This is a genomic window from Streptomyces sp. NPDC032161, assembly GCF_040636995.1.
Taxonomy (GTDB): domain Bacteria; phylum Actinomycetota; class Actinomycetes; order Streptomycetales; family Streptomycetaceae; genus Streptomyces.
Genome location: NZ_JBEZVN010000052.1, coordinates 1 through 21,229 on the forward strand (window position 1 = coordinate 1; position 21,229 = coordinate 21,229).

General features: G+C 68.1%; 14 protein-coding genes and 2 CRISPR repeat arrays. Of the genes, 3 read left to right on the top strand and 11 right to left on the bottom strand.

The genetic code is table 11. The features are described 5' to 3' along the window. The first annotated feature begins 776 nt into the window (after positions 1–776). Complete coding sequence (locus tag AB0E67_RS33990; RefSeq protein WP_362034310.1) at positions 777–3,329, top strand: Helicase associated domain protein; 2,553 nt, start codon at positions 777–779, stop codon at positions 3,327–3,329. An 822-nt stretch (positions 3,330–4,151) separates the two neighbouring features. Continuing rightward, entirely contained in the window at positions 4,152–4,538 is a 387-nt protein-coding gene (locus AB0E67_RS33995; protein ID WP_362034313.1) for a hypothetical protein, read from the top strand. Positions 4,539–4,921: 383 nt separating this feature from the next. Here the strand turns inward: AB0E67_RS33995 and AB0E67_RS34000 are convergent, their stop codons facing one another. The 10 genes from AB0E67_RS34000 to cas3 all read right to left on the bottom strand — a co-directional run bounded on the left by AB0E67_RS34000 (position 4,922) and on the right by cas3 (position 17,510). Beyond that, on the bottom strand, positions 4,922–5,293 hold the full coding sequence (locus AB0E67_RS34000; protein ID WP_362034315.1) for a helix-turn-helix transcriptional regulator: 372 nt from the start codon (positions 5,291–5,293) through the stop codon (positions 4,922–4,924). Positions 5,294–5,309: 16 nt separating this feature from the next. Continuing rightward, positions 5,310–6,284, bottom strand: coding sequence for a tyrosine-type recombinase/integrase (locus AB0E67_RS34005; RefSeq protein WP_362034318.1), 975 nt, complete (start codon positions 6,282–6,284; stop codon positions 5,310–5,312). Positions 6,285–6,524: 240 nt separating this feature from the next. Further along, positions 6,525–7,835: direct repeats of the CRISPR family, unit length 29 nt; unit sequence CGGAACACCCCCGCGTCGGCGGGGAGGAC. A gap of 17 nt (positions 7,836–7,852) precedes the next feature. Beyond that, complete coding sequence (gene cas2e, locus AB0E67_RS34010) at positions 7,853–8,170, bottom strand: type I-E CRISPR-associated endoribonuclease Cas2e (protein ID WP_362034321.1); 318 nt, start codon at positions 8,168–8,170, stop codon at positions 7,853–7,855. Beyond that, positions 8,170–9,126 (bottom strand): type I-E CRISPR-associated endonuclease Cas1e, encoded by a 957-nt coding sequence (cas1e, locus tag AB0E67_RS34015; protein ID WP_362034366.1) that lies wholly within the window; start codon positions 9,124–9,126, stop codon positions 8,170–8,172. The genes cas2e and cas1e overlap by 1 nt, the downstream gene beginning before the upstream one ends. Positions 9,127–9,182: 56 nt before the next feature. After that, complete coding sequence (cas6e, locus tag AB0E67_RS34020; RefSeq protein ID WP_362034324.1) at positions 9,183–9,833, bottom strand: type I-E CRISPR-associated protein Cas6/Cse3/CasE; 651 nt, start codon at positions 9,831–9,833, stop codon at positions 9,183–9,185. Further along, a complete protein-coding gene (gene cas5e, locus AB0E67_RS34025) occupies positions 9,830–10,609 on the bottom strand; it encodes a type I-E CRISPR-associated protein Cas5/CasD (RefSeq protein ID WP_362034327.1) in 780 nt (259 codons plus the stop codon). The genes cas6e and cas5e overlap by 4 nt, the downstream gene beginning before the upstream one ends. Next, positions 10,606–11,733, bottom strand: a complete 1,128-nt coding sequence (gene cas7e, locus AB0E67_RS34030) for a type I-E CRISPR-associated protein Cas7/Cse4/CasC (RefSeq protein ID WP_362034330.1) — start codon at positions 11,731–11,733, stop codon at positions 10,606–10,608. The genes cas5e and cas7e overlap by 4 nt, the downstream gene beginning before the upstream one ends. Next, positions 11,730–12,281 carry a type I-E CRISPR-associated protein Cse2/CasB gene (gene casB, locus AB0E67_RS34035; RefSeq protein ID WP_362034369.1) on the bottom strand — a complete coding sequence of 184 codons (552 nt, stop codon included), beginning with the start codon at positions 12,279–12,281 and terminating at the stop codon, positions 11,730–11,732. The genes cas7e and casB overlap by 4 nt, the downstream gene beginning before the upstream one ends. A 150-nt stretch (positions 12,282–12,431) precedes the next feature. After that, the gene (gene casA / locus AB0E67_RS34040) at positions 12,432–14,024 is read right to left on the bottom strand and encodes a type I-E CRISPR-associated protein Cse1/CasA (protein WP_362034333.1); all 1,593 of its coding nucleotides are present in this window, start codon (positions 14,022–14,024) and stop codon (positions 12,432–12,434) included. 600 nt (positions 14,025–14,624) lie between these two features. After that, a complete protein-coding gene (gene cas3, locus AB0E67_RS34045) occupies positions 14,625–17,510 on the bottom strand; it encodes a CRISPR-associated helicase Cas3' (protein WP_362034336.1) in 2,886 nt (961 codons plus the stop codon). A gap of 138 nt (positions 17,511–17,648) precedes the next feature. Further along, positions 17,649–18,411: a CRISPR direct-repeat array (repeat unit 29 nt; unit sequence GTCCTCCCCGCCGACGCGGGGGTGCTCCG). A 623-nt stretch (positions 18,412–19,034) separates the two neighbouring features. Here cas3 and AB0E67_RS34050 point away from each other — a divergent pair. Beyond that, positions 19,035–20,378, top strand: a complete 1,344-nt coding sequence (locus AB0E67_RS34050; protein WP_362034339.1) for an endonuclease domain-containing protein — start codon at positions 19,035–19,037, stop codon at positions 20,376–20,378. 454 nt (positions 20,379–20,832) lie between these two features. Here AB0E67_RS34050 and AB0E67_RS34055 read toward each other — a convergent pair whose 3' ends face one another. Next, complete coding sequence (locus AB0E67_RS34055) at positions 20,833–21,030, bottom strand: hypothetical protein (RefSeq protein ID WP_362034342.1); 198 nt, start codon at positions 21,028–21,030, stop codon at positions 20,833–20,835. Positions 21,031–21,229: the final 199 nt, after the last annotated feature.

A 21,229-nucleotide genomic window follows, 5' to 3' on the forward strand; every position in this document is an offset into this window, starting at 1 on the left:
GTCCGGTCCACTTTACATTCTGATGGTGGCATTCGTGATCTACCTGTTGGTGACTGGTGTTCTGTCGTGTGCTCTTCCGATCTCGCGCGGTTCGCTCCGCGAACGCGACGCGGTGCCGCTACGCGGCACTTCCCCCCGAATTGCTTCGCAATTCGGGTTGCTGGGCCACTCCGTGGCCCAGGGTCAGGGTCGGTGCTCCGCACCGACCCTGACGATCCGCCAAGGCGGATCACTACCAGTCGCTCCGCGCCTGGTAGTTGGGCCCGCTATGCGGGCGGCGGGTTACGGGAGGGTGGCCGAGGGGTGGGTGAGGTGACGGGTCGTCAAGCTGCGAGTCGGATTTCCGTCGAGGTTCGGCACCTGATCGTATCGATTGCGAACACTTCCGGTCATCCCCCACGAACCGCATGCGTCATAGTTCTGAGTCCGCTACCTTGTTCCTGGAGGACAGACACCCACCAGCACTGGGGAGTCCGAGGAAATGACACTCTGGCTGCGCCCGTAAATCCTGTTGAGGATGCGTCAAATTCATGGCCTGGATGGGTTGTCCGCCCGGGGGCGGATGCCTCCCCGGCACTGGAAGCTGAGAAATAGTGTCGCTCTTTCTTTCGTGTCCCTTTCTGATTGAGGAGAAGAGAATGTCTCGGGTGAGTTTCTACGGAAGCGGATACTGCGAAGAGTGTGACTCGACGTGGGAATTCGGTCCGGTAGAGGACGGAACACTCCTGGAGTGTGACCACGAGTGCGAATCCGGGCAGGACGGCGAGTAAAGGGGAATGGTGACAGACCAGGGCCTGAGGCCGCACCAGATCGAGGCGGTCGACGCCGTGCTCCGTCATCTCCAGCTCCCGGCCGGCGTCGCGGTTCCGGAGGATGGACTGCGGTGCCAGGTGATCGCGGCGACCGCGTCGGGGAAGACGAGGATCGCGGCGGTGGCCGCTCAACGACTGTGTGCCCGGCGGGTGTTGGTGCTGGTACCGACAGTGGACCTGCTGGCTCAGATGGCCGCGGAGTGGCATCGTGCAGGGCGAGCGGGGGCGATGGTCGGTGCATGCGAGTCACGGGTTTCGGCGTCCAGCGGGATGCCCTGCACCACGGACGCGGCGGAGCTCCTGTCCTGGGTGGGAGACGAGGACGTGGTGACGGTGTTCTCGACGTACGCCACCGCCTCCACGGCGGTGCAGGGGGCGCACCGGCTCGGGCTGGACGCCTTCGACCTGATGGTCGTGGATGAGGCGCACCGCACCTCGGGGGATGCGGCGAAGGCATGGGCGGCCGTGCACGACCAGGTGAAGATGCCGGCCGTCCGGCGGCTGTACATGACGGCGACGGCGAGGATCTGGGAGTCCGCTGAGGATGCCCGCCGGGGCGGCCGCGAGGCTCCGCGGCTGATCGCGAGCATGGACCCCGAGTCGCCCGTGTTCGGGCCTGTGGCCTGGAAGCTGACGCTCTCCCAGGCTATTTCCCGGGGGCTGGTTGCCCCCTATCAGGTTATTTGCGTTGATATCTCCGATCCGGACTTGTACGCCGCGCAGGCGGGTGGCGACCGGGGCTCGGACCTGGTGCGCGGGGCGCGGCTCGCGGCGCTCCAGGCGGGACTGCTGACGGCGGCCGCGGACGAGAACCTGCGGAAGTGCCTCACCTTCCACTCCCGGATCGCGGAGGCCGAGGCGATGGCCGAAGGCCTGCCCGCCGTCGCGAAGCAGCTGTATGCCGGGGATCCGGAGCGCTACCACCCGGCGGAGCGGGTGGGGGCGTCCTGGCTTCACGGAGACCACAAGGCCGGCTACCGGAAGGCAAAGCTGGAGGAGTTCGCGTCGAACGTGATCGAGGTGCCCGACGGGAAGGGCGGAACGGTCTTCTGTCCAGCCATGTTCAAAATGATCGCCTCGGTTCGTGTCCTGGGGGAAGGAGTCGATACGAAGAACTGTGACTCTGTCGCGTTTTGTGATGCGCGCGGGTCGATGGTCGATATTGTGCAAATGGTCGGGCGGGCTCTTCGAATGCAGCCTGGCGAGGGAAAAATTGCCAGCTTGGTCGTTCCTGTTTTTCTTGCTCCTGGTGAAAGTCCGGACGAAATGATGACCTCCAGGGGGTACGAAACCCTCGCGAAGGTCCTCGGGGCGCTGCGGGCGCACGACACGGACGTGATCGAGGCCCTTGCCGACTCCCGCCCGCGTACGGGGCGTTGGAAGCCCGCCGGGGGCGAGGGCGTCGACGGGGCGGAGGGCCGGGAACGGACGGGCGAGGCGAAGGGGCCGAGCGCGCCCGCGCAGGGGCTGCTGAGGTTCTCCACTCCGCGGGATCCGGCGGAGGTGGCGCGGTTCGTCGCGCTGCGCGTGCTGCACCCCGAGACGGACTACTGGCGCAGCGGGATCGCGGCCGCGGCACGGTACGTGCGCGAGGTGGCGAAGGACGGGGTACTGAAGGTTCCGTACGACTACGTGACGCCGGTGGATGAGGGGTGGGAGCCTGCGGGGTTCCCGCTGGGGACATGGCTGCGGAACCAGCGCACGGACTACCGGGCCGGAACACTCGGCCCGGAGCGTGTGAAGGCGTTGGAGGAGCTCGGGGTGGTCTGGTCCCACCGCGACCACGCCTTCGAGGAAGGGCTTGCCGCTGCCCGGCGCTGGGCCGCCGAACACGGCCACTTCCTGCCGCCGGCCAATGCCGTGTGGGACGGGTATCCGGTCGGGACCTGGGCGAAGAACCTCCGCACGGCCGCGAGGCTCGCGGATGCGCGCGCGGAGCAGATGGAGGCCGAACTGCCCGACGACGCCCTCGCGGGCGGCCTGTCGCAGGAGCGGAGGGAAGCACTGGACGAGATCGACCCGGGGTGGTCACCGGTCTGGGACGCCGGCTGGCAGCGCTGTCTGCGGCTCGTGCAGAACCATCTCGCCCAGGGCGGCAGCGTGCCCTGGGAGGCCGACGAGGTCGTCGTCCAGGGCGAGGACCTCGGACGGTGGGTTAAGGGATGCCGGTTCGGATGGGACGCCCTGCAACCGGCGCAGCAATGGCTCCTGGAGAACGCCCTCGGGCTCAAACCCGCCGGTGAGGACGAGCGCCCGGTGAAACGCACCCAGGACGACAAGTGGAAGCTCAACCTGGCGGCCGCGCGGCAGTTCCACGCACGTGAAGGACATCTGCGGGTGCCCCGGAAGCACATCGAGCAGGTAGGGACGGAAGCGGGCCTGGTGGGCCGTCAGGCAGGTGCTGGCGGGGTCGTGGAGGTCAAGCTCGGCACCTGGCTCGACAACGTGCGGCGACGGGCCGCGAAGCTTCCCGAACAGCGGCGGGCGGACCTCGACCAGCTCGGCATGCGCTGGTGAGGTCGCTCCCCTGGCCGGGACAGTGCCTGGGCCTGGTGATCCATCACAGGGGCCTGGTGAGCTTCGGGGAGGGCCGGTAGTGGGCGACTCCTGCGTAGGACATCCCCAAGGAGACAGCGAGGAGCTTGGCATCGAGTTCGTCTGCGAGAGCGAGCAGACGTGTGGAGCGCAGGTGCGCGGCAGGAGGCCGACGGGAGCGAGGCTGTCGCGGATGTGGGCGGCGCCAGCCGGTCCGTGGTCTGTTCGGGTGAGCCGGGTGACAAGCAGGTGGGGGTTGTCCGTACCGAGTCGGCTCCGGTGCTCCTGGCAGCGTTGCAGCGCCGTCCAGGTCGCACTGTCCAATGGGAGGTGCACTGATCTGCCGGGGAACCGGACGCTGTGGCGGTCGGGGGCGATGTCGGCGTCGGTGAGCTGGCGCAGCTCGGTGGTGGTTGCTGCGTGCAGGAGGGCGGCGAGGCCGATGAAGGCTTCGTGCGGGTGGATGTCGTAGTTGGTGGTCCACCGTTCGTACAGGGTGCGCTGCCTGCCTGCGGTGAGGGTGGGTCCGTGAAATCCCCTCTGTTGTGCGGCAGTTATCGGCTCGGTGGGGTTGTGGAGGATGCTCTTGGAGCGGTGGGCGTAAGCGAAGAACTGACGCAGCCCTGCGAGGCGGGAGGCGCGGCGGTCCGGGGCCAGGGTGAGGAAGGATTCCAGGTCGGTGGTGGTGATGCTCGCCCAGCTCGTATGTCCCTTGGGGTGGAGGTGGAGGGCCAGGTCACGGATGGTGTCCAGGCGGATCTCGATGGTCTTCAGTTGATTGGGGCGTAGTCCGAGTTGGCGGGCTTGCTCGCGCTGGAGCAGCAGGAAGTCGGCGAAGGCGTCGGCCTGGGGACGCAGTGGGGCGGGGATGGCCTCGATGCGGCGGGTACGGCGGGTTGCTGCGCGCCGGTCGGCGAGGTCTGGTGGCGGGGCGAGGTGGCCGCGGGTGCGGAAGAAGTCGGTGAGTGCCCCCACGAGTTCGGGGGCGTTGCTGTGGGCGTGGGCGAGCAGCGTGCCGGGATCAGCGGTCGTGGTCGCGATGATCAGGCGTGCGGTGGTGGCGACGACGTCTGCCGCGTAGATGGGGTGGCGGTGATCGGCGAGGTGTGCGGCGAAGTCGCTCCACCAGGGTGGTGCGGCGGGCATGCGCTCGGCCCAGCCGGTCGCGCGGGTGATGACGGTGTGCGGTGAGTGCTCGTAGCAGCGTTTGCACAGGCCCTTGGCCCACTGGCCGCTGGTGCCACAGCGTTCGCAGCATGCCGGGGGTGGTGCGGTGGTGGGATCGGTACAGGCCCGGCACCGCCGAGTCGCCGCGTCGAGGGTGCGTCGACGCCCGCAGTGCTGGCACGGGCCCCGTGCCGGTCGGCCTGCCGAGCGGTGTCGGCATACCGCGCACAGGTCCTGGGAGGATCGTCGTGGAGCGCCGCACAGGGCGCAGGTTCGTGAGCACCAGGCGCAGCGGCCGGTGTCGGGGCACAGCCGGCGCAGGCGGTGGCAGACCGAGCAGGTGTCCTTGGCCGTCCGGGGCACTGCAGTGGCGGGCGCGGGTGGGATCGCGGTCGTCTTGGGGGCGGTCACAGCGGCGGGAGAGATCGGTGGCGGGGCGCGAGCTGTTGCTGCGAAGGCTGCCGGGCCGGATCGGGGGCGGGGCGCGGCGGAGGGGTTGAGCGTGCGGTGGATTCTTGCAGGGTCAGCAGGTCGCCGGGGGTGCAGTCGAGGGCGGCGCACAGGGCGGCCAGGGTGGAGAGCTTCACCTGGGAAGGCTGCTTGGTGAACAGCGCGGAGACCGAGGCGGCGGACAGCTCGAGACCGGCCCGCTCGGCCAGGAGGCGGCGCAGCTGCGTGCCTGTCCAGATGCCGCGCTGTGCAGCGGCGATGCGCAGCTTCCATTCCACCTCGGGTGGCGGGGCGGGGGTTTCCACGGCGTGGAGAGGGGGTGTGGTCACGGGGGCTCCCGGGGGGTCAGCCGGCCAGGCCGGTGATGGCGGTGAGCGTGGCGCGGCGCCAGGCTTCCTCGACGAAGGTGAGGCAGGGCCGGACGTAGGCCATGGTGGAGGCGATGTGGTGGTGTCCGAGCAGTTGCTGGACGGTGAGCAGGTCCATGCCCTGTTCGTAGTGATGGGTTGCGCAGGCGCGGCGCAGGTCGTGCGGGGTGAACCGATCGCCCTCGGGCCTTGCTTCGGTATCCAGGTGGCGGGAGAGGCGGTCGCGTACGGTCTCCGGCTTCAGCGGCTGGCCGTGGGCGTCGCAGAACAGCGCGGTGGTATCGGGGAACAGGGGGCGGATGTCGCTCTGGTACCAGGCAAGGATCTGGTCCAGGCCGTCCAGCATCGGGGCCCATCTCGAGCGTGGTCCCGAGGCGTTGGCCGCCTTGCCGAACCGCACATGGAGCTTGCCGGACGGACCCAGTTCGGGGTGGACGTCGTACAGCTCGAGGCGGAGTGCTTCACTCAGCCGCGGCGCGGAGTGGTACAGGGTGCGCCACAGCGCGTAGTCCCGTGCCGCGGCCGGGTAGTCGGATGTGACGGTCAGGCGGGCGCGTGCGTGAGCGAAGAAGGCCGCCAGGCGCTCGGCCGTGGGCGGCAGCCGGCGGGAAGGCTCGTCCCAGACATGGCGCAGCCGGTTGAAGCGGTCCAGCGGATCACCCACGGTGGTGCCGTACAGGGCGCGGATCTCGGCGGCGTAGCGCAGGCGCACGAACGTGTGGAACGCGCGCAGCATGTCCAGGTAACGGCGTCTGGTTCCCGCAGTCCGGCCCGCGAGCAGCAGAGTGTGGAGCATCGCGTCCACATGGGCCGGCTCGATCTGCCACACCGGGCGGTCGAAGTGGGCCAGCACCCGTGGAAGCAGGGAGGTGTAGGCGCCGATCGTCGTCGGGGCGAACCCCCGCACCACCCACGTCGCGGCGAACGCCTGGACGCAGTCGGCCTGGAACACCCAAACGTCCGGTACCCGACCGGCATCAGGGACGAGGCCGGTCAGCCCGCCCTGAACCAGCCGAAGAAGAGGCTTCTCCCCCACACTCCACCGCCATCACGTCAACGACTCTTCGATTAAGGCAACGCCTGAACAACAGGCGCGCCACCGAAGACATCAACGAGGCGGCTGGAGAAAGGCAACTCCCGCCATACGAACAACCCCGCGCCCCACACACCCACGAGATCCTCTTCGAGGACGCCGGAACACCCCCGCGTCGGCGGGGAGGACATGCGGATCGGATTCGTGCGCTGTTTCGGCCCCGGAACACCCCCGCGTCGGCGGGGAGGACCACAACCCCACGATCGCCCCGCCCACGGCGACCGGAACACCCCCGCGTCGGCGGGGAGGACATTCCGATGAATACCCAGGGTTGAGGCTAGTCCGGAACACCCCCGCGTCGGCGGGGGGCACCCGAGGAACTCATACGCGGCGGCGTCGCCCTTCGGAACACCCCCGCGTCGGCGGGGAGGACAAGGTCTCCTCGGTGATTACGACGTGCGGAGCGGGAACACCCCCGCGTCGGCGGGGAGGACCCTTCCAGCCGCAGCAGTCCGACCTCCGCTAGCGGAGCACCCCCGCGTCGGCGGGGAGGACGTGGGCAGACCGTCCATGCCGCCGTTCCACTCCGGAGCACCCCCGCGTCGGCGGGGAGGACTTCGAGGTAGTCGTGGATCTGCCAACCGCCCTCGGAACACCCCCGCGTCGGCGGGGAGGACTCCTTGCTGCGCTCGATGCACAGCACGCACGGCGGAACACCCCCGCGTCGGCGGGGAGGACTCGTATCCGGGGGTGGAGAGGACCATGCCCTGCGGAACACCCCCGCGTCGGCGGGGAGGACTTCTTCTGAGCAGTCTTGAGCTGGGACGCGATCGGAACACCCCCGCGTCGGCGGGGAGGACATCGTCATGGACAGTTCCCACGACTGGCCCGTCGGAACACCCCCGCGTCGGCGGGGAGGACGCGTCGGCGGTCTTGGCGGTGCGGCGCGTGCGCGGAACACCCCCGCGTCGGCGGGGAGGACGCGCCGGCCTTCTTCTTCCAGCCCCGGCCGTGCGGAACACCCCCGCGTCGGCGGGGAGGACGCCAGCAACGACTGCCTCCAGGAGGTGAGTGTCGGAACACCCCCGCGTCGGCGGGGAGGACGCCATCGCCGGCTGGAAGGCTCCCCTCGCCATCGGAACACCCCCGCGTCGGCGGGGAGGACAGGTCCACCGAAGGTGCTCCGCGCCGAGCCGCCGGAACACCCCCGCGTCGGCGGGGAGGACTCCCGCTCCTCCTTCATCTCCGCCAGGCGCCGCGGAACACCCCCGCGTCGGCGGGGAGGACTTCGACGGGTTGAAGGACACAGTCCAGGACGCCGGAACACCCCCGCGTCGGCGGGGAGGACTGGGACGAGGTGCTGTTCACCGGGTTTGGATCCGGAACACCCCCGCGTCGGCGGGGAGGACGGCACGTCTGTGAACCTCTGACCGTTCTCGTTCGGAACACCCCCGCGTCGGCGGGGAGGACACTTTCTGACCTGCGCATTAGGGAGGGTTTTGCACTTCCTTGACCTTTGGTGGCGCTGTCATGCGCATGAGGGTGAGGCCATCGAAATCGACCGGGATCCGGCGGCGGGTGCCAGCTGTGCGGATGGCGTATCCCTGTTCGGTGGGGGCCGGGTGGACGAGGATGGCGGCTCCGTTGCCGACGCTCTCACTGACGGCGCGCCAGAGCTCGTCGCGGACGCGGGCGGAGACGCTGCCGACGAAGATGCCGCGGACGACTTCGCTTGTCCACCGGCTGAGGGCGCCTCGCAGGTGGTCGGGGACAGCCGTGGTGGCGATCACCACCATGGAAGGCATCAGTCCCCTTCCCGCGCGTAGTTGACACCAGCGGGGATCGCTCCCGTCTTGGGGTCCCAGAGGTGGACCATCTGGATGTCCCGCCGCTCGGAGTGTTCTTCCTCCTCGACCATGTCCGCAGCTTCGGTGTTGTCGGTCTGAGGTGCGGTGAGCAGGGTCTGGACGTTGCGGACGATGCGAGGCAGGAGACGCAGGAGCCGGAGGTCTTCACGGAAGCGGCGTCGGGCTTCCTGCTCGGGGTTGGGCGAATTATGGAGGGCGAAGGCGAGGGGGAGGGTGGTCTCGGCCTTGTAGAGGTCTGCGATGTCATAGACGAAGGCGTGCTGAGTGCCCGCGTGGACAAAGCCGAGGGCTGGTGAGAGGCCAAGGGCGAGTAGGGCTGCGTGGACGATGCCGTAGAGGCAGGTATTCGCTGCCGACAGAGCGAGGTTGACCGGGTCCTGGGAGTCCCATTGGTCTGGGCGGTAGTTGCGGCGGAAGCGTCCGATGCCGTGCTGTTGAGCGAGGATCTTGTAGAACGCTTTCATGCGCTGGCCTTCCAGGCCGCGCAGCTGGTCCAGGGTGACGGACTGGGGGAGCTCGGTGTCCTGGAAGCGCATGCCGTACATGCGAACAGCGATTTCGAGGCGGCGAGTGGGATCAGCCCAGCAGGCGACTTGCTGTTCCAGCCAGTGGGTGGTGAGGGAGTCCGGGAGGATTCCGGCGTAGGCCCGTACGCCGCCTGCTCCGACGCAGACGACACTGGTGCCGTGGCGGGCGAGGGTGGTCAGGGCGGGTGTGGTGATGGACACTCCCGGGCCCAGGAGCAGGCAGGACAGGGCAGCCGTTGGAATGTAAACGAGGTCGGTGCGGTGCTCGTCGACCTTGATCTGGGCGCATACCCCGGTGTCATCCTGAACCACACGGACCATGTCGAGGTAGAGGAAGGACAGGGAGTCCGCGACGCGGGGCAACATGGCCAGGGTGGGCGCGGCCAGGCGTCTGCGCATGTCGCCGCCCCGTCGTGGCGCGCTCACGGCGTTCGTACCGGGGCGAGGCTGAGCAGGCCCGCGCCGTACGGTTTGCCGCGTCCGATGCCTTGGAGGATGGCTGTACGGAGGGCGTCGGGGTCGGTGACGGTGGCGTTGCCGTCATAGCGGATCAGGCTGTGCCGGACGCGGGGAGCATCCTGCTGGCGGGAGCGGGCGGGCTGCAGGCTGGTAGGAGTCAGGACGTGGAGTTGCAGACCGGCTTCATTGGCCCGTCGCAGCCACCACTGGTCAGCGTCAGCGCCTGCGAGTGGCACGATTGGTCCGCGTCTCCCCTTCTCGTTCAGAGAGAGCCGTTCTCGCTTGGAGGGGTTGAGGGCAATGCGGTAGCGGACAGCAATTCCTTTGCGTAGCGCGGTGAACATCGGGGCGAGGTTTTTGATATCGGCTTGCCCATATCCAGTGGGCAGGCGGTCGGGATCGAGCTGGTGGGCCTGGACGAGGAGCGTGCTGGTGGTGTCGGTTTCGTCGATCCGGTACAGGATCCCGGCTTGGTGACGGGCGGAATCACCGAGGCCGTCGGGGACCATTCGCATGACGGTGCGGTGCATCTGAGTGGCGTCGCGCAGATCCCGCTGTACCTCGCGGTTGTAGGGGTTGAGGCGGATACGTGCGATCACCGGGTGGTCGTTCATGCGTGTTCCTCGGTGTGGGCGTAGTCGATCAGACGCTGCATCAGCGTGCCTTTGGAACAGGCCAGGTGGTGGGGCACCGGTTCCACAGTGCGGTAGAGACGGCGGCCGGCGTGGCGGCGGCCGTGCTGAGCGAAGCTCACGGGTTCGTCGTTCACCTCGATGATGTCGAGGGGGGAAGCAGCCTCCCCGCTGTGGGGTGGGGCTTGTTCCCAAAGGAATTCCACCGCAAGTGGCGTGCTGGCGTTCTGCTGCGGCGGTGCGGTCCGGCTGAGCGGTACCCGGGTGCGCAGTTCCTCTTCGGGATCGTCGACGTTGCGACGCAGGACGAACGGCTCATCGGGCGGGCATGAGCGGCGGCCCAGATATGGAGCCCAGTAGGGCTGCTTCAGGGCGTTCGCGAGGTGCTTCACGGTCTTGTCCGATGCGCTGACGGCGACGACGAAGACGGCGTCGGCGAGGTAGTGGCGGTTGGTGACGACGGCGGCTCCCTTGTTGCCGCCCCCGCTGGTGGCGGCGGTTCGGTTCTTGGGAAAGCCACCGCCGACGGTGTGGTAGTCGATGAGCGGGACGCCTGGACGGTCCACCCGCACAGCGATCCGCAGTTCCCGGTACTTCTCCAGTCCCGCGTCGCCGCGGCCGATTCCCTCGGCTGCGGCGAACATTCCGATGAGTGCCGAGCGGGTCGGGAAGGGCGCGGTATCCCGTTGCGAGGAGAACGTGGACCGTTCGCCCCAGGACTGCATGGGGCCGGCCAGCCGAATCAGCAGCCCGCTCACTGCCCGCCCTCCGCGAGGGGCACGGCGGCTGTGACAGCAGCGTCGATGAGCTGGTCGTAGGAGTCATGGGCGTCACCGATCCCGGTGTACTTTTCCTCGGGGTCGATGGTGGTGTGGCCGTGGAAGCGGCGGCTGCGGGGGCCGGTGAGGCGGTTGATGTTGTCGGCGTAGACATCGAGGGTCTTACGGGAGGGCCGGGAGAAGCCGCCCTGCCGGTCGCCGGTGACGGGGGTCTCGAAGGCCGCAGCCAGGGACAGCGGGCGGTGTTCCCGCACAGCAAGGTAGGCAAGATCCGGAACCGTGTGCGGGGCGGTGCTGTTCTTCTTGGCCTGCGGGAGAGAGAGCAGGAAGTGCCCGGCGAAGGAAGTGAGCACGGTCCGGGCGGCCTCTGTGTCGCCCTCCAGGTTCTTCAGCAGGTCGGCGATGTTGACGGTTGCATACCGGTAGAAGACGCCGGCGCTGAACTCGGCGGTGTCCAGGTGACCGCTGCCGGTCTCGGCCTCCCCCAGCCAGTCGTCGACAGCGGTGAAGTAGTCGCGCTGCGGTTCGGCGGCGTGAGTGGTGAAGGCATGGGCGACCTGGGCTGCTCCGTCCACGTTGGCGTCGGGGAGTTCGGCGAGCATGCGGCCCAGCAGGCTGATGGAGGCGGTGCGCCGCTTGAGGATCGCCTCGATCTCGCGGGGCGGCAAGACCTTTCCGGGGTTCTTCTTGCCCTGCGCCTGTTCCAGTGCTTTGCGGTGGTTGGTGCACACCGCGGCCAGCTCGTCGATGGCGGCTTCCGGCAGGAACAGCAGAACTGAGGTGTGGCCTGCCTTCTCCGTGCCGATGCCCTTCTTCCCGACGCTCGCGGCGACCTGCGCTCCGGCGAATGCGGCCAGCTCGTCCGGCCAGCCGACCCTTGCCAATGCCTCCCGCACTTTCACCGGGACCATCCGCGTGCGGGCAGCCTTCTCCCCGAGGTCCTGTTCGACACCGAGCCGGATGGCCCGCTTCCAGGACTGGCTGGACACCCGGATACGAGAAGCGTTGCCGTACTGCACCTGCTTCGGCGAACCCAGGTCATCACGGTTGAGATTGGCTGCGGGCACGGACTGCAGGGCGCTCAGGTCAAGGTAGAGGCTCATCGGTCGTTCTCCTCGGCAGAGTCAGGGGTGGCGGAGCCGGTTTCACCGGTGGAGGTGTGGAAGTAGCTGTCGAGCCAGCGGGTGGCGATGCGATCGCGGTGGCGGTTCCACCAGGCCATGTCCTCCAGGAGAACCGCCCAGTCGACCGCGATACCGCCGTTGTGGAGCTGCTGCACCAGGGCGGGCAGGCCGCGGTGGACGGCGTCACTGCCCTGCCGGGCCATCAGGTGCAAGACGTTCTCTGCGGAATTTCCCTTGAGTGCGTCTTTGACGACGCCCTGGCCGAGTGAAGCTCCCAGATTGGGGCGTTCGTACCACGAAACGGGCGGGGTCTCGTCCGAAGCGGCTTCACGGGCCGTGCGGGGCCGCGAGGCGATCAGTGCGGCCACCGCGTAGTACGCCCGCCGGAGATCGGCATAGTCCTGGTCGTCGTGGTCGCGCAGCCACGGGACGATGTAGCGGTGCATGTAATTGCACCGCTCCACTGGCAGGCCGAGGCCACGGCGCAGTTCGGCACGGGCCCGTGTCTCCTTGCACAAAACGAGCACATAGGAGACGAACCGGTCCGAGACGCGGTCAGTCGAAGGGGCCGGCGGAGCAGAGGCCGCTGGCGCGGAATCAGTCATGAGGTGTCCCTGACGTGCGATGGAGGCAAGCGATGAAGTAGCAGAAACCGCTGCAAGAGCTGCGAGTCCGGTTCAGTCGGAGTCGGACGGTCGCAAAAGCGCACGCAGGAGGCTGCGGGCACGGTGGCGGGCACGGGCCACCCTGATGTCGGCCCGGTTGGCCTGGCCGATGGCCTCGTCGAGTGCGGCAAGGGCCGCGTCGACGAACGGCTCATCGACCCGGCTTTTCATCCGGCCCGGCGCGGTGGCCTGCCAGAACACCTTCTCCGCTGCTGGCCAGTACCGAGACAGCGCGGCCATTGACCACGGTCCCGGTTTACGGGCGTCCAGCTTGATCTTGGCCCCGGCAGAGAGGTCCGTACCGCCGTCAGTGGCGACCTTCCAGGCGATCCTGGCCGCGAAGTCGAGCCGGTCACCAGTCTTCTCCGCGAAGGCGTGACAGCGACTGATGTGGTAAGCCATCTCCGGATCGTTCTCCTCCTCCCACTGCAGGACCCGCGGCGTCGTCGACTGGAACCAGACACGGTCCTTCTGCTGGCCGTCCTGATCGAAGCCGTAGGCGCGCACCCGCAGCCGAGGCAACAACGTCCGGGGCAGGTGCTCAAGGGCTGGCGGCCGCTGCGTGCCCTGTCGGCTGTCCTTCAACAGCAGTGCGTCGAGATCCCGCCACAACGCCCTCGCCCCGTCGGCCTCCCGCGGCTGGAAGTCGCCGTCCTTCCGGCGGTCGAGAATCTGGTAGGGGTCATGCACCTGGTGTGGTGGCTCGTGCGTCGACCAAGTGATGTAGGCATCGGTCACGCTCCGGCGATCTTCGGAAGGCACGAGCAGAACGGCGTGACGGAACCGGCCCGTCAGTAGCCTGCCCGGCCATGTCATCGACGGCAGAGCCTCCAGCGGGGCGTTCAGTTCCCCCTCCCATGGGCAGGCGTCCTCCGCTCCCCAGTCGACCTCGGACTGGGGAGCTGGCACGGCCAGCACGAGCGTGGTGAACAGGTCGGGGCCCCACGGGAAGTAGGAAACCGACTTCCGCAAGGGGGCTGCGTCCCCACTGCCTGCGCGGTGGTCCGTGATCCGGCGGGGCGTGCACTGCCCGGACGGTCCGTAGTACAACTGCGCGATCAGATGCCAAGCTGCCTCGACCGCAGGCACCGGCACGGGTGCAGTGTCGGTGAAATGACCGAAAAAGACAGCCCCGTTGACCCCGGTTGGGCGCCCCAGGACCAACTTGTTGACCCCCGACGGGTTGGGCGCCCCCTTTCCGTCCACGCACTGAGTGCGCAGCCGCGGATCTTGCAGAAAAGGCCGATTCGGATCGAACAGATCGAACCGACCCCTCAGCGCCTCCTGGTCGAAGTAGGCGTCAACGGCGCCCGGGTGGAATCCGCCGGCCTTCAGAACACGTTCGCGCAGTTCGAACCAGTCATCGATGTCTTCCTCCGCGATATCCCGGTCGTCGAGTCGGACTTCTCCGTCCCCGGCGATCCTCGCGGCGATCGGCGCCAGCACCCGCATCAGACCGGCCGCAGCCGGCGGCACCGGCAACTCCAGATCGTCGATGTCATGCGCCTGCTTGAACAATTCACGAAGACCGACACGTGTTGACGCTCCGGACCGTAGACGCACGGGGATCCACGGTTCGACGCGTAGGTCGAATCCCTCAGTCATGGTCAACCCCCTTGCTTTTGACTGCCCACCCACGACGCCAACACCGGCAGCAGCACGCCGCTCGCATCGCATGGGCATCCAAGCAGCCGCCACTGACACTGGCGCTGCTTCCGGCCGCCGCAGCATCAGTAGAGCACCCCCGACGGCTGCACAGTGAATCTCAGAAGGTTGAAGAGCAGGGGTTTGGGGGTAAGTCGGCTTGCGCGAGGCAACTCACGCCCGGTAGAACCCCCTTCAACGCGAGACCGCAGCGAGTTGAGCCCACCCTTCATCGGAGGATGAACGCCATGTCCATGCGATCTGCCGTGCCTGCACCCTGGACCGCCGCAACGCCAGCGGTACTTGTGGTAGCCGTCATTGTGATCGTGATCGGTCTTCGGCCGGACGCTGCTACCGTCGGCTCCTGCACTGCCCTACTCCTGGGCGTCGCGGAAGCGCACCGCCGTCTTTCCCTCTGGCCTCACTGACACGCCGACCACAGGACACTCCAGTGCGACGGGGCTTCCCCGCTGATGTGGGGGTGTTTCAGTTGACGAGCACGGGCGCATCAGCGCCCCAGCTCCTTCCCCGCCGATGTGGGGGTGCCCGCTGAACCCGATGCTACCTACGGACGAGACCGAGATCCTCGTCCAGGCACAGAGACTTGCCGCCCACCGTCACAGCCTGCGCCGCACCCAGGCGTACGGGCTGGCGCAGAACGCGAAGGTCCGCGAGCATGGGGTGTTCCGTCCATGCCGCCGGTGGCGCAACGATGTCCGAATCCGCGTCCCGGAGCCAGTCCGCACGAACCGGGATGGTACGTCGCATCACTGCTCGCACTGAAACGACAGGCATTTTGCCACCCGATGCGACATCCGGCAGTGGTTCCTCGCCAGCAAGGTCCAGAGTCGTCCGGCCATCTTCTTGGGCATAGGCGCACAGCAGCCGCACCGATTCGGCACCCAGTCTGGTCGAGACCTCCCACTCGTCCTCTTCGCCGGATAGATGGTGCAGATCATGGAGGGCGCGGACCCTACGTGCGCGCTTGACGGCACGGAGGCCGGCCATGCTTCGCTCCGCCATCTCCTTACCTTTGTGGGCCGTCCAGGCTTTCGCCGGAGGGCTGCCCGGACCGTCCCAGTTGAACGTCTCGTCGTTCCCATGGACAGCCTCGACCAACTCCTGCACGTCATCCGGGATGGAGACGACGCCTCCTTCAATACCGGCAAGCTTGGCGGAGGTGGTGACGAGAAGATGCTCGGAGTACACCTCACCCCACTGCACTGGCACCTCGCCCCTACCAGCGATCGGATCGAGAACCACGAGACGAGGCCAGCCCGCCCACGCCGGCCGGCCCAGGCCGCCGGGGTAACCCTGCTGAGCCCAGTGGTTCTCGTGCCGCCAGCACCGGCCGGCTCGCTGGAGCAGCAGGGACAGCGGGGCGAGATCACTGATGACGATGTCAGCGTCAAGATCGAGCGACTGTTCGACAACCTGGGTTGCGACGACGATCCGACGCCGCGGACGCGGGCCGTTGCGACCCAGCCCGTCGGTGACCTCGCGGGTGCGGGTCTCGCGTACGTCGGCCGGAAAACGGGCGTGCAGCAACTGCACGTTGCCGCCCTCCGCATGAGAGCGCTGGTCGAACCGTTCACACAGTCGCAGGTAGGTCTCCTGAGCGTCCCCCACGGTGTTGCACACGACCAGCGCAACGCCGCCATCGCCCTCGGCCACCGGCCGCAGGAGACGCTCGACAACCGCCATCCGGCTGCGGGAGCCGCTTCCGGAACAGCGACCGACCGGTTCCACAACGATGTCGAGCTTCATCCTCCGCGCTTGTGCCTGCTCGTCCCGCCGCTCGTCCGAGATCGGACACGCTCGGCCACTCTCACCATCGACGTAAAGCCAGCCGGGGTAAGGCGCCAAAAACGTCCTCTCACCCAGATCGCGCGTCTTGTGGCCGACGCCTTGCAGATATTCCTTGATCAGCTGGTCACTCACCGATGTCGGCAAGGTCGCGGACAACAGGACAACCGGGACTCCGTATGCCCCGAGCCAGTTCAGCAACCGGCCCAGCAGCACCTGCATGTAGGGATCGTAGGCATGCGCCTCGTCAACGATGAACGTCTTCCCCGACAAGGCCAGCAGCCGCAGCGCATTGTGCCGTACCGGCAGCACCGCCATCAGCGCCTGGTCGATGGTGCCGACCGCGAACTGCGCGAGCAGCGGACGCTTCGCACCGCGCAGCCACCTCTGCGGACGCATGTCCACCTCCGCCCTCCGACGCGCTTCGGCCTCGTCGCCCTCGCAGGTCAATACGGCCTGGGCATCAAGTTCCTCGTCGGCGTAGGCGCTGTTGAGCCAGGCCATGCTGTGGACCAAGGCCAGTCCAGCGACCTGACTGGACTGACGGGACAACGTCTTCGCGATCCGCCCGTACATCTGATCACTGGTGGCCATCGTCGGCAGCAGAAACGCGTACCCCTGCGTGCCGAAGGCCTCGGCCAGAACCCGCTCGGCTTCCAGCGCAGTCTCGCTCTTCCCGTCCCCCGGTGCTGCCGTCACGAGGCAGATGCCGCCGCGGCGCCCGCCTCCCACCACCGCCTTCAGCTCCTCCGCCACAGACCGCTGCAACGGATTCGGCTCTCCCTTGATGCCATACGCCTCGGCGAAATCCTTGCGCTGCAAAGGCACCCGCACCAGCCCCGCCTCCGCCAGCAGGCCGGAAGCATCGATTCGTGAACGCTCGAAATGCTCCGTCAGCGAGGGCACAAGCGCGCGTTGCCGTTCCAGAAGGTAACCCTCCTGACTGACCAACCAGTCCGCGAGGATGACCACCCCGGTGACCAGTACCGCCGCAGGCGCCTTAAACACCGACGGCGCTTCAGGCGCCCCCAGCACCTCGTGCACCACACCTGCGTGCGCGACCCTCTGCCGAGTCCATCTCATGCCGCCGAGAAACGCCGGGCTGATGTGGTCCTCAGCACGGTGAAAACGGCCGTGATGACCACCGATGATCTCGGCCAGTCGCTGCGCGCCCCTAGATTCCCCATCGGCCTCGAAACTCAGGGCTTCCAGCACTTTTTCCACAGCATGCATGCCGGCCACGTCGTGCCCGACGCGATCCGCACTCATCGTGTTGCGGTCCGCGCTCAACTCCGAAGCGAGGTGTCGAGTGCCATGAGCCGAACAGAACTGGAACCCGGAGAGCTTGCCGATGTCGTGCAGCCCAGCACATAGTCCGACGACAGCTCGGGCACGCTCAGGCTCGTCCTCGAGCCCCATCCCCTCGGCGATCCGCACACGCTGGTTCTCGGACAGGTACCCGTCCCAGAGATGCAGCGCCATCGCAGCAGCATCCAGCAGATGCCGAATCAGCGGATAGGGCGGCAGATCAGGGGGCAGCCCTCTCGACTTCCCCCATACCGACTCGTCCGGCACATCCCGCTCCGCAGCCACGGCGAACCCCCTCTTCATCTCGCCCAACGGGCCGTCACCGTCATCCAAGCACCCGCCTCTGACACCACCGAGTAACTGCTATCCGGTCTCGGTAAGGTGTCAACGTGCGACCCAACACCCAGCGGCGGAAAGCGCCCAGCTTGGCAAAGGAAAAGCAAAGGGCCTCATAAGTGCCAGGTCAGAAAGGTCCACCCCGCCGACGCGGGGGTGCTCCGTCCGACTTCAGCCGACGCCATGGCCGCCCGGCGTCCTCCCCGCCGACGCGGGGGTGCTCCGGCGCGCGAAATGTACAGCGAGTACGTGTACCGGTCCTCCCCGCCGACGCGCGGGGGTGCTCCGTGGCTGCACCTCTACCTCAAGGGCAACCCCAAGTCCTCCCCGCCGACGCGGGGGTGCTCCGTCAGGAGATGCAGATGGAGCGTCAGGGCTCCTGTCCTCCCCGCCGACGCGGGTGTGCTCCGGTAGTCATGTCCCGACAGCCGCACGGCCGCACGTCCTCCCCGCCGACGCGGGGGTGCTCCGCGTTCTTGGCGGGTGGCCGCTTGAGAGGCTTCGTCCTCCCCGCCGACGCGGGGGTGCTCCGGCGCGGGCGCCAAGGAATTGTTCGAGGGCACCGTCCTCCCCGCCGACGCGGGGGTGCTCCGCGGCGGCCTGGCAGCTCGGTCTGGACAGTGGCGTCCTCCCCGCCGACGCGGGGGTGCTCCGACCGGACTGCCCGCCCGCGAGGTCGCCCGGCAGTCCTCCCCGCCGACGCGGGGGTGCTCCGTCACCTGGTCCGGGCGGGGCGCAGTCCCGGGGGTCCTCCCCGCCGACGCGGGGGTGCTCCGCGTGATCGCCTTGCCGCGGCACCGGTACGCCAGTCCTCCCCGCCGACGCGGGGGTGCTCCGACTGACGCCTGAGCTTTGTCGATGATCAGGGCGTCCTCCCCGCCGACGCGGGGTACTCAGTCCTGAACTGCCCATGCTGCCAACGGAGTTGATCAGAGTGCTATGCCCTGGCCTTCCGTGATCCCAGTGGCGGTCGCCCTCCGGGGCGGCCGAGGATCGCAACTCCAGCGGGTACCGGCGCGTCGAAGATCGTTCAGGGTGGCGGTTGCCCTCTGGGGCGACCGAGGGTTTCGAGGTTGGTGGAAGGCGGTGATGGAGAGTCTGTTGTTGGCGTGGGCCGCTATGGTCGGAGAACTGCCCGGGGTGCGGGGTCAGTAGTCGGGACTTGGGAACCTCAAGCACACACGCAACACGCGGATCACACCAAAGGAATATGTCAACTTTGTACGCTTTCGGGTCTTCCGTTCGTGTTGGAAGGGTGCTTCTTCTAGGGTGTTCCTGCTGGTCATTTACCGTGGCGGTCGCCCTTCGGGGCGGCCGAGGGTCGCAACGACTCGATGGACGGCGACGAGCGGATGCGGCTCTACAGTGGCGGTCGCCCTTCGGGGCGGCCGATGGTCGCAACGCGGATGACGACTGGTCCGAGAAGGTCGACGCCGCCGGTGGCGGTCGCTCTCCGGGGCGACCGAGGATCGCAAGCGCTTGGAGACCCGTTGCCGCATTGCAGGCCGTTAGCCTGTCGGTATGTCAGGGCGTGTCATGCCCGGTCGCACGGACGGCCTGATCACCCTGGTTGCCGCGGACGCTCTGTGGGTCGATTTGACGGCCGACGGTGCTGTGCCGACGGCTTCTGGGGCATTCACCTGCTCTCCTGCCCGTGCCCGGGTGGGGTACGTCCTGCTCGGCGGCCATGTGGTGGCGACGGTGAGGGCGAGCAGCGGGCAGTGGAATGTTCCGGAGGTTGAGGTGCGCCGGGCGGCCGCGGAACTGAACGCGGTTGGGATGGATCGGCAGGACCTGGTCCGCATCGGTCCGTTTCGTGGGGCGCCGAGACAGGAGCGCAACAAGGAAACGCCGCTGCGTTGGCGCCAGCGCATCACGGGGGAACTGCAGGAGCTGGGCGGCCCCGAGAGGGCAGCACGACGTGAAGTTGGCCGGCTGTACCACCTGGCGGGGATCGACTGGCGACAGATACTCGTGGAGCAGACCCGCGGCGGGGCGCAGCGGGCGTGGTGGCTGCCGCGTGCTGTGGTCAGGCTGCTGGACGCGGCCGAGCACACCGAAACGCGGTGGGTGCAAGCCGCGCGGACCTGCCAGGCAAGCGCAGCCGTCACCGGGCCGTCCTCCCACCCCCGGAAGGCCCGAGATGCCGGTGGTCGGCAGACGACGAGCCCCGAGGGCCTCACTGCCTCACTGCGCCCGTACAAGAAAGAGCTGGAAGGCCAGCTGTACTCGGTGCTCAGCAGGAAGCCCGGTACCTCCCGCAGGGTGGCCGGGTGGGCGTGCGCCGTCTGCCGCACCGCGCCCGCCACCGTGCTCGACCACTGCCACGAACACGGCTACGTCCGCGCCCCCGTCTGCCAGTCCTGCAACACTCAGGAACGCCCCGACCACCTGTACAGCAACGACATCCGCGTGGCGAACCGCTATACACGCCTCTTCCACACCGACACCGACGACTGGCTTCGCCACTGGCACCGCTGCCCCGGCTGCCGCGCACGCACCACCCTGCCCCTGCCGCACCTCGCCGCATGGACCGCCCACATAGCCTGCCGATCGCTGCGCCCGACCCACCGCGCCCCCCGCGGGCGTAAGCCCTGCGGTGTCCTGCGTGTGTCCTGGGCGGGCAGTCAGAACGCGCCGCGTTCCTGCCTGCTCACTGTCGTCGTCGACTTCTGCCCCTCCGGCGAGCACCGTGTCCTGGCGCAAGTCCCCTACCGCGAAGCCGCCGAGCGGTTTCGTGTCTGGTTGGCCGAGACGGCCCCTGCCGTGGCCGCCGCGGCCGGTCCTGACCGCTTGGACGGCCTCCCTGCCCAGTTCCGGCCAGTCATCGCGGACACCAGCGGCGAGGGCCTAGCACTGTTCTGAGCGGGTACCGGGAGACCTGACACCCCAACGTCACCTCGCAGCTACTGACCCCCGACACGGTCGCCCCGCACGCCCCAGCGAAATGCGCAGCGGGCGGTCGGTGTCCGCGTCGAACGCTACGATCTGGGCGTGCCCGGCGAGCCCGGGCGCGGCCGCGGCAAGGCTGGCCTCCCACTGAGCGAGGACGCTTCCGCCGACGGCCGGGGCGACCATGCCGCGCCGCGGTGCCGAGTCCGAGCGGGTCGCGGCCGTCCCGGTGACCACACCCGCAACAGCCAGCCAGCCAGGCGCAGCGATGGCGCCAGGTGGGAGCGTCTAATCAACAGCGGATCTGCTGATCAAGGAGAGCCAAGTGAGTGAGACGACGATCGAGCTGGTGAGCAGGTAGCGGCTGGCGGGGAATGCGGCGGAGGGGCAGGCGGCGTGCACGGGCAAACGGCACCCCGGGCGCGGGTCAGGTGAGATTCAGCGGAGTAATGCCGGTACCTGCACACAGCTCGGGTTCCAGCGACAGGACCGTGAGCGGCTCCCCCGCCTTCACCGTGTGCCAGGCAATCGCGGCCGCGTGAGCCACCGGCCAGTCCACGGCTCTCCAGTCCAGCGCATCCACGGCATGCGCAGCGGTGATCGACGAATTCGTGCCGTTCACCACGGTAGTTGATGCTGTGTGCCCACATGAGCGTGACCGTAACGGCAAGCACTGACATTGATGCTGATACTCAGGTTCCGGTGGTCGTGGCTCGGGCACTGACTGACGCCCTGCTGGGCTGTCTTCCGACTGTTCTGTCCGGCCGCCGGGACCTGTTCTCACGGCTCCGGCCGGGCGGAACATGACCTCATAGGAGCTTGGT